General features: G+C 60.7%; 10 protein-coding genes. 1 reads left to right on the top strand and 9 read right to left on the bottom strand.

The window, feature by feature from the left end:
* Nucleotide 1: 1 nt before the first annotated feature.
* From KDX39_RS20980 to pmbA, 4 genes are all read right to left on the bottom strand, one after another.
* Nucleotides 2-463 (bottom strand): DUF2753 domain-containing protein, encoded by a 462-nt coding sequence (locus tag KDX39_RS20980; RefSeq protein WP_231661680.1) that lies wholly within the window; start codon nt 461-463, stop codon nt 2-4.
* A gap of 32 nt (nt 464-495) precedes the next feature.
* The gene (locus KDX39_RS20975) at nt 496-1,872 is read right to left on the bottom strand and encodes a class II fumarate hydratase (RefSeq protein WP_231661679.1); all 1,377 of its coding nucleotides are present in this window, start codon (nt 1,870-1,872) and stop codon (nt 496-498) included.
* Nucleotides 1,865-2,260 carry a hypothetical protein gene (locus KDX39_RS20970; RefSeq protein WP_025995378.1) on the bottom strand — a complete coding sequence of 132 codons (396 nt, stop codon included), beginning with the start codon at nt 2,258-2,260 and terminating at the stop codon, nt 1,865-1,867. The genes KDX39_RS20975 and KDX39_RS20970 overlap by 8 nt, the downstream gene beginning before the upstream one ends.
* Before the next feature lie 463 nt (nt 2,261-2,723).
* Nucleotides 2,724-4,070, bottom strand: a complete 1,347-nt coding sequence (gene pmbA, locus KDX39_RS20965; protein ID WP_231661678.1) for a metalloprotease PmbA — start codon at nt 4,068-4,070, stop codon at nt 2,724-2,726.
* 107 nt (nt 4,071-4,177) lie between these two features.
* On the opposite strand from pmbA, the gene yjgA reads away from it, so the two are divergent.
* Nucleotides 4,178-4,699: a ribosome biogenesis factor YjgA gene (gene yjgA / locus KDX39_RS20960; protein ID WP_024687484.1), complete on the top strand. Its 522-nt coding sequence runs from the start codon at nt 4,178-4,180 to the stop codon at nt 4,697-4,699.
* 45 nt (nt 4,700-4,744) lie between these two features.
* Here yjgA and tldD read toward each other — a convergent pair whose 3' ends face one another.
* The 5 genes from tldD to KDX39_RS20935 all read right to left on the bottom strand — a co-directional run bounded on the left by tldD (nt 4,745) and on the right by KDX39_RS20935 (nt 13,133).
* Nucleotides 4,745-6,184 (bottom strand): metalloprotease TldD, encoded by a 1,440-nt coding sequence (tldD, locus tag KDX39_RS20955; RefSeq protein ID WP_231661677.1) that lies wholly within the window; start codon nt 6,182-6,184, stop codon nt 4,745-4,747.
* A 2-nt stretch (nt 6,185-6,186) separates the two neighbouring features.
* The gene (locus KDX39_RS20950; protein WP_231661676.1) at nt 6,187-7,032 is read right to left on the bottom strand and encodes a carbon-nitrogen hydrolase family protein; all 846 of its coding nucleotides are present in this window, start codon (nt 7,030-7,032) and stop codon (nt 6,187-6,189) included.
* Nucleotides 7,033-7,080: 48 nt separating this feature from the next.
* The gene (locus KDX39_RS20945) at nt 7,081-10,896 is read right to left on the bottom strand and encodes a YhdP family protein (protein ID WP_231661675.1); all 3,816 of its coding nucleotides are present in this window, start codon (nt 10,894-10,896) and stop codon (nt 7,081-7,083) included.
* A gap of 180 nt (nt 10,897-11,076) precedes the next feature.
* A complete protein-coding gene (rng, locus tag KDX39_RS20940) occupies nt 11,077-12,534 on the bottom strand; it encodes a ribonuclease G (RefSeq protein WP_004881565.1) in 1,458 nt (485 codons plus the stop codon).
* The gene (locus tag KDX39_RS20935) at nt 12,531-13,133 is read right to left on the bottom strand and encodes a Maf family protein (protein WP_231661674.1); all 603 of its coding nucleotides are present in this window, start codon (nt 13,131-13,133) and stop codon (nt 12,531-12,533) included. The genes rng and KDX39_RS20935 overlap by 4 nt, the downstream gene beginning before the upstream one ends.
* Nucleotides 13,134-13,186: the final 53 nt, after the last annotated feature.

The raw sequence follows: 13,186 nt of genomic DNA, 5'->3' as shown, positions 1-13,186 counted from the left end.
TTCAATGTGCTCCGTAGAAAAGGCCAGGGTTGGCCGCAGAATCGCGCTGCAATGAATAGCGTGTGTGTTCGCTGCTGCTGTTCAGGAGTCGATGCGTGCGCGGGTATTCGCCGTGTTCACTGATGAAGCCCAACAGCTCGACGTAGGTTTTGCTGCTGTGCCGCAATGCAGCATGGCGCAATGCGGGCTGCAGACGCTGGTCCTGCATGGTCTGCAGCAAATGCTGGTGAATGGCGCACAGGTATTCGGCACTCTCCTCCGGCTGCCCCAGACTCAAATGCAGGTCGGCGAGGTTGTGATGGGAAATTACACAGGCCGCGACGGCTTCGTCGGCATCCGGCCAGCGCTCGAACAGAACCTGTGCCAGCGCCAGCGCCTGGAGGTACAGCTCACGGGCCTCGACCCATTCGCCGAGACTGAAACAGCGATTGGCCTGTTCAATGGTGCGTTTCCAATGCTGCATGACATACCTCCAGATGCGTTGGCCGGACCGAATCAAATGCCGCCGGCGGTGAGTTTCTCGGGGTTGAGCAACACTTCCAGCTGACTGCGCTGCAGATCGGTGTGCTCCAGCGCGACGTCAATCACCGGGCGGCCTTCCTGATAGGCTTTCTTGGCGATTTCGGCTGCTTTCTGGTAGCCAATGATCGGGTTGAGCGCCGTGACCAGAATCGGATTGCGCGACAGCGCCTCCTTGAGTTTGGCCTCGTTGACCTTGAAGCTGGCGATCGCCTTGTCAGCCAGCAGCCGACTGGAGTTGGCAAGCAACTCAAGGCTGCTGAGCAGGTTCTGGGCGATGATCGGCAGCATCACATTCAGCTCGAAGTTGCCGGACTGACCTGCCACGGTGATGGTGGCGTCGTTGCCGATGACCTGCGCGGCCACCATGGCGGTGGCTTCCGGAATCACGGGATTGACCTTGCCCGGCATGATCGAAGAACCCGGTTGCAGCGCCTCCAGCTCGATTTCACCGAGACCGGCCAAAGGACCGGAATTCATCCAGCGCAAATCGTTGGCGATCTTCATGAGCGAAACGGCGGTTGCCTTGAGCTGACCCGAGACAGCAACGGCGGTGTCCTGCGAGCCGATCAGCGCGAACAAGTCCTTGCCCTGCGTAAACGTGACGCCACTCAGTGTGCCGAGGTGCGCGCTGAATCGGGCAGCGAACTCGGGATGCGCGTTGATCCCGGTGCCGACTGCCGTACCGCCCTGCGCCAGGGACTGCAGGCTGGGTTGCAGGCCTTCGAGATGTTCGATGTTGGCCCGAATCTGCTGCGACCAGCCGTTGAGCACCTGACTCATGCGCACCGGCATGGCATCCATCAGGTGCGTGCGGCCAGTCTTGACGAAGGCGTGAACCTGCACAGCCTTGTGCTCGGTAACCTGGACCAGGTGATTCAGGGCGGGTAGCAACTGCTCATGCAGCGCCAGCGCAGCGCTGACATGAATCGTGGTCGGAATGATGTCGTTGCTGCTTTGTCCGCAATTGACGTGATCGTTGGGATTGACCGGCTCGCCCAGAATGCGGGAGGCAAGCGTGGCGATCACCTCGTTGGCATTCATGTTGGTGCTGGTGCCGGATCCGGTCTGAAAGATGTCCACCGGGAAATGGGTCATGAAGTCGCCACTCAACAATTGCTCGACCGCGCCGACAATCGCCCTGCTCTGCCCTTCGCTGATCTGCTCCAGTTCAAGATTCGCGTGAGCCGCTGCTGCCTTGGCCAGCAGCAGTGCACGAACGAATTGCCGGGGCATGCGCTGATGGCTGATCGGAAAGTTATCCACCGCACGCTGAGTCTGTGCGCCATACAGGGCGTCGGCCGGCACCTGCAAAGGGCCCATGCTGTCGCGTTCGATACGGGTATTACTCATCGCAATGTCCTTGCACCAGTTCAGAGGGAGAAATTGAGGGTTGCAGCACGCAGGACGCCAGTTGATGAACACAGGCTTCCCAGCGCTGACGACGGGCAGGCGTGGAGGCAAGCGCCTCGACATCGCGCAGCGGGCGCCAGGCCTGGTCCAGACACAGGCAGCGCCAGTGCCAGGGCAGCATCGTGTCGCGGGCAGTGTCCATCAGCAGACGGAAGGAGGTTTCTGCGATCAGCGCGTGAGGCGTGGCGGTGAAACGCGCCAGATACCGCCCTTCGGCCAGGTAATGCTCGATCAGACGCGGCTCGTCAGGCTCAAGGGCGCAGCGAATCCGTAGACTCAGACCGCGCCAGTTTTCCAGATAAGGCAACTCGTGCAGAACAGATCCCATGACCGCGACCCATCGTGAAATGAGATTCATTATTGAATGAGATCGAGAATCAAAACAAGAGAAGAGTTGAATCGGATTGACCAGAGGGGGAGGGATATCCCTATCAAACGCTGATCTGAGGGGACGTGACCAAGCCCTTATCGCGATACACAAGTCATTTGGCGCTCAGGTAAGACAGCAACGCTTTTGGCGCGATAGTGCGAACACCACCGATTGCGACTGGGCGACGGATGAATCAGTGCCAGGACGAAGGAACCCCAGCGAAGCCGGGGCTGGAACCGGAGCGAGGACGTTTGCTGACCTTGTTCTGTCAACGTGAGTCGCCGAGGGACGAAAAGGTGATGTGCGCGATGCGCTGGACTGGCTGAGTGCGCCATCCATGGCAGTTGTGACGCGGAGCGTCACGCAATGCATGCCCACGTGGAGCGATGGGCATGGAGCCTCGGCACGTTAAATGATCGGATCAGCTCCCCGCAACCGTCATGCGCTCGATCAGCACCGAGCCGGTGCGGATGTTGCTGCGCAACTCGACATCGCTGCCAACGGCGACGATCTGCTTGAACATGTCACGCATATTGCCGGCAATGGTCACCTCTTGGACGGGGAATTGAATCTCGCCGTTCTCGACCCAGAAGCCCGCAGCGCCGCGCGAGTAATCGCCTGTCACCATGTTCAGGCCGCTGCCCATCAACTCGGTCACCAGCAGGCCACGGCCCATGCGCCGAATCAGCGCGTCCTGATCTTCCGTGCCATGGGTCACGAACAGATTGTGCACGCCGCCTGCGTTGGCGGTGCTCGGAAGGCCCAGCTTGCGTCCCGAGTACGTACTGAGGATGTAGGAGACCAGATCGCCGTTCTCCACGAATGGCTTGGCGTAGGTCGCCAGGCCATCGCTGTCGAACGCCGAACTGCCCATGGCGCGCATCAGGTGGGGACGCTCGTCAATGGTCATCCACTCCGGGAACAGTCGCTGGCCTAACGAGTCCTGCAGGAATGAGGATTTGCGATACAGCGTGCCGCCGGAAATCGCGCCCAGCAGGCTGCCAAACAGACCGCCAGCCAGTTCTGCTGAGAACAGCACCGGCACTTCACAGGTCGGCACGGGGCGTGCGCCCAGACGGCTAGCGGCCCGCTGCGCAGCCTTGCGACCGATGCTCTCGGCGTCCGCGAGCAATTGGCCCTGACGGTTCACGTCGTACCAGTAATCGCGCTGCATCTGGCCTTCGCCTTCGGCAATCATCACGCAACTGAGGCTGTGCCGGGTCGACGCGTAGCCGCCGATGAAGCCGTTGCTGTTGCCGTAGACGCGGCAACCCTGGTGGGTATTGAGCGTGGTGCCGTCGGCATTCTTGATGCGAGGGTCAGCGTCAAAGGCGGCCGCCTCACAGAGCAGCGCTTTCTCGATGGATTGCTCGGGCGTTATATCCCAGGCGTGGTAAAGATCGAAATCCTGAATGTCTCTGGCCATCAACGCAGCGTCAGCAAGACCCGAGCTTTCATCTTCCGACGTATGCTCGGCAATCGCCAAGGCTGCAGCGACCGTTTCGCGAATCGCGTCAGCGCCGGTGGCCGAGGTACTGGCCGAACCTTTGCGCTGACCGACGTACAAGGTGATGCCGAACCCCTGATCGCGGTTGAACTCGACCGTTTCAACTTCGCGCTGACGCACCGAGGTCGACAGTCCCTGCTCCAGCGACACCGCGACTTCACAGGCGCTGGCGCCCTGACGTCTGGCTTCGGCAATGATCTGTTCGACCTGCTCCTGCAGTTCAGGCAAGGCCTGTGGGCCGACGCTTTGGGTTGCACTCATGATTTTCTCCATCAAATTCTGCTTTCGGCACAGGCCGAATACCGACCGGGCCGGACAAGCGGCCCTCGACTGGTTATCATGGCGGCGTTTCTTTGCGGACTGCCCCCATGGTTGATTCTTACGACGACTCCCTCGACGGGGAGAAAAGCAAAACCCAGGTCAAACGAGAGCTGCACGCTCTGGTTGATCTCGGCGAGCGACTGACGACACTCAAAGCCGATGTGCTGGCCAAGCTGCCGTTGACCGATGCCTTGCGCAAGGCTTTGGCCGAAGCGCCCAAGCACACGGCCAACATTGCGCGAAAGCGGCACATCCTGTTCATCGGCAAGCTGATGCGCGATCAGGATCAGGAAGCCATTCTGGTTTTGCTGGACCAACTCGATGCCTCCACTCGCCAGTACAACGAACGTTTTCACGGCCTGGAGCGCTGGCGAGATCGCCTGATCGCGGGCGATGACAGCGACCTCGAAAAATTCGTGGTCGAATACCCGGATGCCGACCGCCAGCAACTGCGTTCCTTGATCCGTCAGGCTCAACACGAAGTTGCACGCAACAAACCGCCGGCTACCAGCCGCAAGATCTTCAAATACATTCGTGAGCTGGACGAAATTCAACGCGGTCTGCGTTGATCTCGACCTCGGGGCTGGCCAGCATCGGCCAGTCCCGGCTCATGTTCAGTTACCCGTACCGCCAACCGTGATCGCATCGATTTTCAGCGTAGGCTGACCCACGCCAACCGGCACCGATTGCCCGTCCTTGCCGCAGGTCCCGACACCGCTGTCCAGCGACAGGTCGTTACCCACCATCGAAACCCTGCTCATGGCTTCCGGCCCATTGCCGATCAAAGTCGCACCTTTGACAGGCGCGGTGATCTTGCCGTCTTCGATCAGATAGGCCTCACTGGTCGAGAACACGAACTTGCCGCTGGTGATGTCCACCTGACCGCCGCCCAGATTCGCGCAGTAGATGCCGCGCTTGACCGACGCAATGATTTCCTGGGGATCGCTCTGACCGCCCAGCATGTAAGTGTTGGTCATGCGTGGCATCGGAAGATGCGCATAGGATTCGCGACGACCGTTGCCGGTCCGCGCCACACCCATCAGGCGGGCGTTCAACTTGTCCTGCATATAGCCCTTGAGCACGCCGTTTTCGATCAGGGTCGTGCATTCGGTCGGAGTGCCCTCGTCATCGACACTCAACGAGCCGCGACGGCCAGCCAGCGTGCCGTCATCGACGATCGTGCACAGTTTGGACGCCACCATCTCGCCCATCCGGCCACTGTAGGCCGAACTGCCTTTACGATTGAAGTCACCTTCCAGGCCATGTCCCACGGCTTCATGCAGCAGAACGCCCGACCAGCCGGAACCCAGCACGACCGGCAAAGTGCCTGCAGGTGCAGGAATGGCTTCAAGATTGACCAGCGCCTGACGCAACGCTTCGCGGGCATACCCCATGGCGCGGTCATCGGTCAGGAAATAACGGTAGTCGGTACGACCGCCACCACCATGGCCGCCGCGCTCGCGACGACCGTTCTGTTCGACGATGACGCTGACGTTGAAACGCACCAACGGTCGTACATCGGCGGCCAGGCTGCCGTCAGCCGCAGCCACCAGAATCCGCTCCCACACGCCGGCCATGTTGACCGAAACCTGCTGAATGCGTGGGTCCAGCGCGCGGGTCGCTACATCGATACGCTTGAGCAACTCGACCTTCTCGGCGCGAGTCAGTACTTCAAGCGGGTTATCTGGCGCATAAAGCTGAGCCACGTCCTGCGACGTGAAGGCCTGCACGCTGCCGTTCTGACCGGCACGAGAGATAGAGCGTGCCGCGCGCGCGGCGGTGAGCAACGCCTCCTCGGTGATTGCATTGCTGTAGGCAAAACCGGTTTTCTCACCGGACTGGGCACGCACGCCCACACCCTGATCGAGGTTGAAGCTGCCTTCCTTGACGATGCCGTCTTCGAGCGCCCAGGACTCGGAGATCATCCCCTGAAAATACAGATCAGCGGCATCGATACCCGGTCCGGCCAGCTCGCCCAGCACCGATTGCAGGCTGTCCAGACTCAGGCCGCCGGGGGCCAGAAGGTGTTCACTGACTGAGGACACGTCACTCATATTCACTCCGAAGCAGGCCGCAAAGCGTCCTGCGAAAAAAAGCGCCGGTGACTGGACACCGGCATCCGCGCCCGTATGGACGCCTGTTCTTCACTGTCACGCGTGGCCAGCAGCACGGCTTCACCCTGCGTCTGCTGAGCCAGGACCCGCCCCCATGGATCGATGATGGCCGCGTTTCCGTATGTTTCCCGGGGCCCTGGATGCACCCCGCCTTGTGCAGCTGCCAGCAGATAGCACTGGGTTTCAATGGCACGCGCCCGGATCAGAATGTCCCAGTGCGCGGCACCCGTCACCGCCGTGAAGGCTGATGGCGCAGTGATCAGCTCAGCGCCGGCTTCACGCAGTGCGGTGTAAAGCTCCGGAAAGCGCAGGTCATAACAGACGCTCAGTCCGAGCCGTCCCACCGGAGTGTCGGCCACCACCACGTTGTTTCCATGATCATAGTCATCCGATTCACGGTAGCGACCTCGATTGTCTGCGACGTCCACATCGAACAGGTGAAGCTTGTCGTAACGCGCAACCTGCTGGCCATGCTCATCGATCAGCAACGAGCAGGCCGTGACCTTGCCATGGGGCTGATCATCGGGCGGGAGGGGAATCGTTCCGGCAACTATCCATAACTTGAGGTCGCGCGCGGCCTGTTTCAACCACGGAAGGATCAATCCCTGACCTGCGGCTTCGGCGCGACCGATGTCGGCAGCGTCCCGACGGCCCATGGCGGCAAAGTTCTCGGGCAGCACCGCAAGCCGGGCGCCGCCCTCGGCGGCCTGTTCCAACAAGGCGCGTGCACGGGTCAGGTTACCCGCGACGTCGCTCTGGCTGACCATCTGAATCACTGCAAAAGACATGGCGACCCTTTTTTGAATGGCATGGGCACCACTGTACTCCATGACGCGCTATTGAGGCTTTTCAAAAGGCTTGTCGAAGGTAATCTTCGGCTCTTTCCACGGACCCTCGACTTTGTATTGCACGCTGGCGAACCGAGCCACCTTGTCACCCAGCAGCTTGTCCACCAGAAACAGCGCACCTCCGATGGCTGGGGCGCCAACGATCAGCGCAGCAATCGGCAGGTTGTTGGTGACCGGCAGTGTCACCAGCAACTTGGCATCGACCCGGTCCTTGACCATGTCCAGCGTACCGTTGAGTTCGAGGTTACTGGACGGCCCCGTCAACGTGATCGGGTTGCGGGTGACATACACACCCTCACTCGCCACCAGCAGCCCCTTGACCCGGTCGTAGCTGAGCCCTTTGCCCAGCAGGTCAGAGAAATCCAGACGCAGACGGCGGCCGATGGAGTTGAAGTTCAACAATCCGAACACCCGCAGAGCCTGCGCGCCGCCTTCGACCTCGACGAACTGACCGTTGCGCAAGGTCGCATCGAGGCTGCCGGAGTAGCGCTTGAGTCCCACCCACGCCGGAGAGCCGGGCCAGCGACCGTCGAAATTCATCTCGAACGTCTCACTGGTGACGGTAGGCGCAAAATTCCATGCTTTCAGCACATCGGCGAGATTCTTGCCTCCCAGCCGCCCTTTGAACCAGCTGCTGCTTGATCCGGGAGCGCCCTCCCAGACACCCTCGCCTTCCAGCAGGATGCCTTTGAGCCCCAGGCTCATATCGGTCATGCGAATGCCGGTTGCGGTAGGCCGAATTTTCAGGGCCCATGCACCCAACAGTTGATCACCCTGGAACAGTTGGGAAATCTTTACGTCCAGCGCAGGAATCTTGCTGGGATCTATGTCCGCCAGCGGATCTGGCGCATTCTCGACCACGACGGCTTTCGGGTCGGTCGCGGGCAGCTTCACGTAAAGCAGGTTGATGCCGATCGGTGCGGACTTGGCGTCAGGTAATGAGGCGCTGCCCTTGACCAGCGAACTGTCCAGCGACAGCAGCCATGCAGCGGCACTGCGTTGCAGTTGAACGCGCACATCGTCCAGCGTGGTCCCCATGGCTGTGAGCTTGCCGATCTGCAGATCCACGCTGCTGAGCAACTGTCGAGCGTTACCGCCCGGATCGCCGCCGGAATAACGATCGGCAATCGCCTGCCAGGGCGCCACGTCCAGCTCGTTCAGGCTGCCGCTGACCCGTAACCCTTTGGCGTCCGGCACGATTGCACCACCCTGCCCCAGAAACAGTTCACCACGTCCGTCGGCAAATTTTCCCGCCGGTGCAGTGAATGCGAGGTTGGCGATTTCACTGTAAGCAGCGCCAAAGCGGCGTTCCGCGCCCTGCAGGGTCATGCGGAACTCACTGTCGCGCTCCTGCTCGGCAGTCTTGCCGAACGGGGCTGGCAGATCGATCGCAACACCTTTCAGAGCGGACGTGATCAACAGCGGACTGTCCTTGCCGTCCAGCGTCAGTTGCAGTTGGAACGGAAGGTCGCCAGAGACAGGCAATGCCTGTTTGACATCCAGCCAATCGGTCAGCTTCTTGATCGTGATCTGCCCGTTGGCCACGATGCGGGTCACATTGGCTCCCGGCTTGCCTTCGGCAGCAATCTGCGCCGTGACAGGCCGGTCGAATGCCTGGGCGCGAATGTCTTTGCCGCTGAGGCCCTTGTCGTTGTCGAACCGGAAGTCGCCTTTGAGCTTTGTCAGCTCCAGCACCGGATCGACCAGTTTCAGACGCGCATCACGGGTGCTGAAGTCCACCACGACCTTTGGCTCCACACCTTTGGCCAGCGGAATATCCAGTTTAAGCTTGCCCTCCAGCGGCCCCTCGCCCTGCCAACCGGCAAAGGTGCTGCCGGTGCCGATCGGCGCTTCCTGAAGAATCTTCAGGCCATCGGCCACGGTGCCGGACACGTTGCCATCCACCAGCAGATGGCTGTCCTTGCCGGACTCGACATGAGGAATATTGACCAGCACGTTGCTGACCTTTGTATTCAGAATCTGCCCTTTGCTGGCCTTGACCCGCACGCCGCTGTTCTCGACATACACCTTGCCATCGACACCGGTCAGCGAAGGCCAGCCAGGCTGAAAGGCAAGCGTTGCGTTGCTCACGTCGAAAAACAGGCTGATGACTCGCGCTGTATCCGGAGAGCTTTTGTTCAACGAACCCTGATACTGGAAGAAGCCCTGATTGACCGCGCCGCTGACAATCGCCGTGCGCAGCCAGTGGTCCAGTTCCGGGCTCAGGACTGCAGGCAGGTACTTGCTGGTGTAGCGGCCATCCCCGTCGACCATGCCGACCCGCAGGTCCATGTAATCTTCCTGGTCGTGCTTGAGGTGGATACGGATGAGAAAGTCCGCCGCGATCCTGCCTTCATCGCCCTGCACCTTGATGTACGGGGCGATCAGGGTGAATGCCTGATCGTCCAGCTTCCAGGTCAGACGCGCGTTGGCTTTCTGATAGCGCCAGGGTTTGGCGAAGATCGGGTCCAGGTGCAGCATGAAATCGCTGGTATCCAGACGCAGTTCGCCTTGCCCCAGGTCGCCGCTGATCGCGCCACTGACGTTCGCCGCAGCAGGTGCGTCGTGATAGGCATTGAAGCTCACTTTGTCGAGGTTGGCGGCAAAGCCCAGACGCTTGTCGCCTTCGGCCTGGGGGCGGTAATCGAGTAGAACGTTACGCAACCCGCCCTTCACCTTCAAACCGTCGACAACGGCCATCACCTTGTCCGGCAGGGGTGCCAGCGAGTCGATCAGCGGGGTCAATGGCGTCAGGTCCAGACGGTCGGCCTGCACGTGCCACAGCTCTTCATTGTCGGGCGTTGCGGCTGTCTGCGTGGCCTGCAGACGGCTTTCCCAGCGATTGCTGCCAAGGCTCATGGCCAGCGAATCCAGTTTCAGGTCCATGCCCTTGTCGGTGCGCTCGAACCAGGCATTCAGAGCAAGATCATCGATGGTCGACGGCTTGCGTCCTGCATACACCCCCTTGAGTTGTGGCGCATGCAGCCGGGCGACCGCGCTCTTCACGCCGCCCCGGCTCCAGCTCAGCCAGAACTCGCCACCCGCTTTCAACGTGGAAACGGTCCATTCCCGGGTCAGGCTCTTGGGCAGCCACTTGGCCCAATCGCTCTGGGGCAGGCTCGCATAGAGATCGGCTTCGCCTTCTTTCCAGCGACTGGCCTCGATACGCGTATTCAGGTTCAACGCCAGCGGCTGACCATCAGGCAGCGTCAGGCGCGCGTCCAGGCGCTGGTGGTAACTGCCTGTGGCCAGACTCAGATTGACGTACGTCAGGGTCAGCGGAGATTCATCAAGCGGGTGAAGGGTGACCTGACTGTTGAGCAACGACAGGCGCGAGACCCTCTGCAATTGCGTGAGGATCTGCTGCGGATCGACCGGGCTGTCATCCTTGACCGGCAAACCCTGCACCGACCACTTGCCGTCCTGAGCCTGCCGAATGATGACCTGCAAGCCATCGACTTCAAGGTGGGCAAGCCGCACATCGCGCGCCAGCAGGCTCTCCCACAGGTCGGGGATCACCCTGACGCTGTCCAGACGCAACGCACTGCTGCCTTCACCGACCATGACGTCGTGAGCCTGCACCACTGGCGCAAAACCGCTCCAGTTGCCCTCCAGGCTGCCAATGCTGACAGGCATGTCCAACGCCGCGCTGACGCGGGTTTCGACATCGACACGGTATTCCGCAACCATCGGGGTCAACTGGCGGCCCAGGCTCACATAAAGCGCGGCCAGCACCAGCAACAGCGCGCAGAGGCCCAGGCTCCAGCGGGTGATGCCGGCAACGACACGTGGAAGACGCTGCATATCAGCATGTCCTCCGCAGCACACACGGACCATGACTATGCACGGCAAGAACCCGACTCAAACAGCCTGGCAGGATCAGGTACAGGTTTTGCTCATTCGCCACGCATCATTCTCGATATAAGGGTAGACCTGCCAGAACCCCGCCGGGCGCTTGTTGCAAACGGTCGAACGGTGACAATCTCAGAGCAATACGACGTCGTATTGTTCCTGCGAGTACATGGTTTCTACCTGAAAACGGATGGTGCGACCGATAAAACTCTCGAGTTCCGCCACATTGCCGGATTCTTCATCAAGCAGACGGTCGACCACACGCTGGTTGGCCAGCACTCGATAACCTACCGCCTGATAGGCGCGGGCTTCGCGCAGAATCTCACGGAATATCTCGTAGCACACGGTTTCAGGCGTTTTCAGCTTGCCGCGACCCTGACAGCAGTGGCATGGCTCGCACAGCACTTGCTCCAGGCTTTCGCGGGTGCGCTTGCGCGTCATCTGTACCAGCCCCAACTCGGTGATGCCAATGATGTTGGTCTTGGCGTGGTCGCGCTCCAGCTGTTTCTCCAGCGTACGCAGCACCTGCCGCTGATGCTCGGCGTCTTCCATGTCGATGAAATCGATGATGATGATGCCGCCCAGATTACGCAGGCGTAGCTGCCTGGCGATGGCTGTTGCCGCCTCCAGGTTGGTCTTGAAAATGGTCTCTTCCAGATTGCGATGACCGACGAACGCGCCCGTATTGACGTCGATGGTGCTCATCGCTTCCGCAGGGTCGACCACCAGATAACCGCCCGACTTGAGCGGCACCTTGCGCTCCAGCGCTTTCTGGATTTCGTCTTCGACGCCATAGAGGTCGAAGATCGGTCGCTCGCCGGGATAATGCTCAAGCCGGTCGGCTATTTCCGGCATCAGTTCGGCAACGAACTGCGTGGTTTTCTGGAAGGTCTCCCGCGAGTCGATACGGATCTTCTCGATGCGCGGGCTGACCAGATCGCGCAAGGTACGCAGGGCCAGCCCCAGGTCTTCGTAGATGACCGTAGGCGGACTGACCGTCTTGATCTGCTCGCCGATCTGATCCCACAGCCTGCGCAGGTAACGGATATCCATGAGGATTTCGTCAGCACCCGCGCCTTCTGCAGCGGTACGCAGAATGAAACCGCCTGCTTCCTTGATGCCTTCCAGCGCTACGCAATCGCTGACGACCTTTTTCAGACGCTCGCGCTCGGCCTCGTCTTCGATCTTCAGGGAAATGCCCACATGCGCCGTGCGCGGCATGTAGACCAGATAACGGGACGGGATCGACAACTGAGTGGTCAGCCGCGCGCCCTTGCTGCCGATCGGGTCCTTGGTGACTTGCACCACCAGACTTTGACCGTCGTGCACCAGCGAAGCGATGCTTTCGACGGCAGGCCCTTCACGCATGGATATTTCCGAAGCATGAATGAACGCTGCGCGGTCGAGGCCGATATCGATGAACGCGGCCTGCATGCCGGGCAATACGCGCACGACCTTGCCTTTGTAGATATTGCCCACGATGCCTCGGCGTTGGGTCCGCTCGACGTGGACCTCCTGCAGCACACCGTTCTCCACTACCGCCACCCGTGATTCCATCGGGGTGATGTTGATCAGAATCTCTTCACTCATGGCTCGTTACCTTCCAGGTATTGCCAACAGGGTATGCCGAAACCAGCGAGCAATTCTGCGGTTTCGCACAGAGGCAGACCAACCACTCCAGAATAGCTGCCTTGCAGATCGGCCACGAAGATGGCCGCCAGGCCCTGAATGGCGTAGCCGCCAGCCTTGTCCTGCGGCTCGCCGCTGGCCCAGTAGGCTTGGGCTTCGTGTGACTGAACGGGGCGAAAACGTACGCGACTGGTGACGATGCGGGTTTCGCTGCGCTGATGATCGACCAGCGCGACGGCGGTCAATACTTCATGTTCGGTGTCCGACAACGCCGCCAGCATGCCCAGCGCGTCGGCTTCGTCCAACGGCTTGCCGAGAATCCGGCCGCCCAGCACCACCGCCGTATCGGCTCCCATCACGCACACCGGCTGATCGGGCGCCAGCAGCGCGAGCCCGGCCTGCGCCTTGCCCAGCGCGAGGCGTTCAACGTAGGCGGCAGGAGATTCGGAATCGAGGGGGGTTTCGTCGATCTGCGCACTCAGCACCGTGAAGGGAACACCGATCTGAGTGAGCAATTCTCGGCGGCGCGGTGAGCCAGAAGCCAGATAGAGCGAGGGCATAAGGACATCTCCGTGTCGGTGACGGCGAACGCGTACGCTTCAGGCGCCGCGCT

Source organism: Pseudomonas sp. CDFA 610, assembly GCF_021147865.1.
Lineage (GTDB): Bacteria > Pseudomonadota > Gammaproteobacteria > Pseudomonadales > Pseudomonadaceae > Aquipseudomonas > Aquipseudomonas alliivorans.
The sequence above is the reverse complement of the archived record's forward strand: the minus strand, read 5'-3'. Positions and strand labels throughout refer to the sequence as shown.

Bases quoted from the DNA above. Each gene is read 5' to 3' on its own strand.
- KDX39_RS20980 (WP_231661680.1), bottom strand. From the start codon at position 463: ATGCAGCATTGGAAACGCACCATTGAACAGGCCAATCGCTGTTTCAGT.
- KDX39_RS20975 (WP_231661679.1), bottom strand. From the start codon at position 1,872: ATGAGTAATACCCGTATCGAACGCGACAGCATGGGCCCTTTGCAGGTG.
- KDX39_RS20970 (WP_025995378.1), bottom strand. From the start codon at position 2,260: ATGGGATCTGTTCTGCACGAGTTGCCTTATCTGGAAAACTGGCGCGGT.
- pmbA (WP_231661678.1), bottom strand. From the start codon at position 4,070: ATGAGTGCAACCCAAAGCGTCGGCCCACAGGCCTTGCCTGAACTGCAG.
- yjgA (WP_024687484.1), top strand. From the start codon at position 4,178: ATGGTTGATTCTTACGACGACTCCCTCGACGGGGAGAAAAGCAAAACC.
- tldD (WP_231661677.1), bottom strand. From the start codon at position 6,184: ATGAGTGACGTGTCCTCAGTCAGTGAACACCTTCTGGCCCCCGGCGGC.
- KDX39_RS20950 (WP_231661676.1), bottom strand. From the start codon at position 7,032: ATGTCTTTTGCAGTGATTCAGATGGTCAGCCAGAGCGACGTCGCGGGT.
- KDX39_RS20945 (WP_231661675.1), bottom strand. From the start codon at position 10,896: ATGCAGCGTCTTCCACGTGTCGTTGCCGGCATCACCCGCTGGAGCCTG.
- rng (WP_004881565.1), bottom strand. From the start codon at position 12,534: ATGAGTGAAGAGATTCTGATCAACATCACCCCGATGGAATCACGGGTG.
- KDX39_RS20935 (WP_231661674.1), bottom strand. From the start codon at position 13,133: ATGCCCTCGCTCTATCTGGCTTCTGGCTCACCGCGCCGCCGAGAATTG.